This window comes from Streptomyces sp. NPDC059828 (assembly GCF_042731955.1).
In the GTDB taxonomy this organism is placed as follows: Bacteria; Actinomycetota; Actinomycetes; order Streptomycetales; family Streptomycetaceae; genus Streptomyces.
This window is the reverse complement of the sequence record NZ_JBHWIW010000112.1, coordinates 1-1269: the sequence shown is the minus strand read 5'-3', so window position 1 is coordinate 1269 and position 1269 is coordinate 1. Positions and strand designations below refer to the sequence as shown.

The window sequence follows — 1269 nt, the reverse complement described above, 5'->3', positions numbered from 1 at the left end:
GCCGACGAAGGAGGCCGGGGCCGGCGAGCACGCACCGGGCCACCAACACCGCCACGCCGCCAGGCGTGTCCGCAACCGCCGCCACGACGCCGCCCCGCCCCGGCCGGCTCGGCGGGGACGGGGGGGAGCCGTCTCAGAACAGGGCGGCTACCTCGTACTCGTACGCGGTCGCCGTGGGCTGGGGCACAGCAGCGCGCGGTGTGGCCACGGAGCGCGGGGCGGGGACCGGCAACAGGCCCTCTTCCGCGTCCTCGAAATCCGCGAACACCACCTCTGTGCGCGGGCTGACGCCTCGCCATCCGTCCTCGTAGGCGGATGTGTCGATGCCCACGCGGGAGCAGAGGGTGAATCCGGTCTCCCGGTGGAAGCGCTCGTACGCGGTGCTGCGCTGCTCCTCGTAGCTGTGGACTCCCGCGATCTTGAACGGCGCGGACATCTGCGGCACGAGGAACACCCCCTTCCTCGCGAGGGTCGACGCGATGTCCATGACGTGGAACTCGAAGTTCGGGCCTCGGTACCTCGGCCCGTTCCCGCTCCGCTCCACCCGGCCGAAGGGGGGGTTGGCCACCGCGTAGTCGAACCGCCCCAGCGTCTTCGGGTCCAGGGTGAAGACGTCCGCGCAGATCCAATGCGCCTCGGGCACGACCTTCCGTCCCACCTCGACGTATGCCGGGTTCTTCTCGACACACACCACCTCGCGCGGCGGCCTCCCCTCGAACCTCCTGTGCCACTTGTCCTGCACGGCCCACGCCAGACGGCCGATCCCCGCGCACAGGTCGATGACACGCTCCCCGTTCACCTCCAGCCGGAGGTCGAGCGCCAGATCCTCCGGGGTGAAAAACGCTCCGTCCAGAGAGTTGCTGGTCGTGCTGGACTCCTGCCAGTGGTCGAGCACGGTTTCCCGCTCCTCCTCCGTCAAGTCGCGGTTCAGCTTGACCAGCCGCGTCGCCTCGCGGTGCAGTCGCTCTTGCTCCCTGGTCAGCTTCGCCATCACGCTCTCCCTGGTGTTGAAGGTTCGGGGTTCGTCGTCCGGGGCTGCCATCCCCTTCCGGCATCACTAATTCTGCCTTATTTAGGGGTCCGGGTCCACCTGAAGCAGGGGCCTCAGGGGGTGACCTGGATCACATGTTTTCGCAGGTCAGGGGCGGCGTCCGCCACGGCTCCGCCCGGTGGGCGGGGGCTCCCCTCGGTCGGTCGGGCAGGCTCGCCCGTACCCGGGTTCCGGCGGGGCCGCCAGGCTCGCGGAGCGACCGCGAAGCGGCCCGGCCT

The 1269-nt window shown here is 70.1% G+C and carries 1 protein-coding gene; it reads right to left on the bottom strand.

What is annotated here, in order from left to right; genetic code table 11:
• Positions 1-133: 133 nt before the first annotated feature.
• Entirely contained in the window at positions 134-991 is an 858-nt protein-coding gene (locus ACFV6V_RS31135; RefSeq protein WP_385571188.1) for a methyltransferase, read from the bottom strand.
• Between the last annotated feature and the right edge of the window lie 278 nt (positions 992-1269).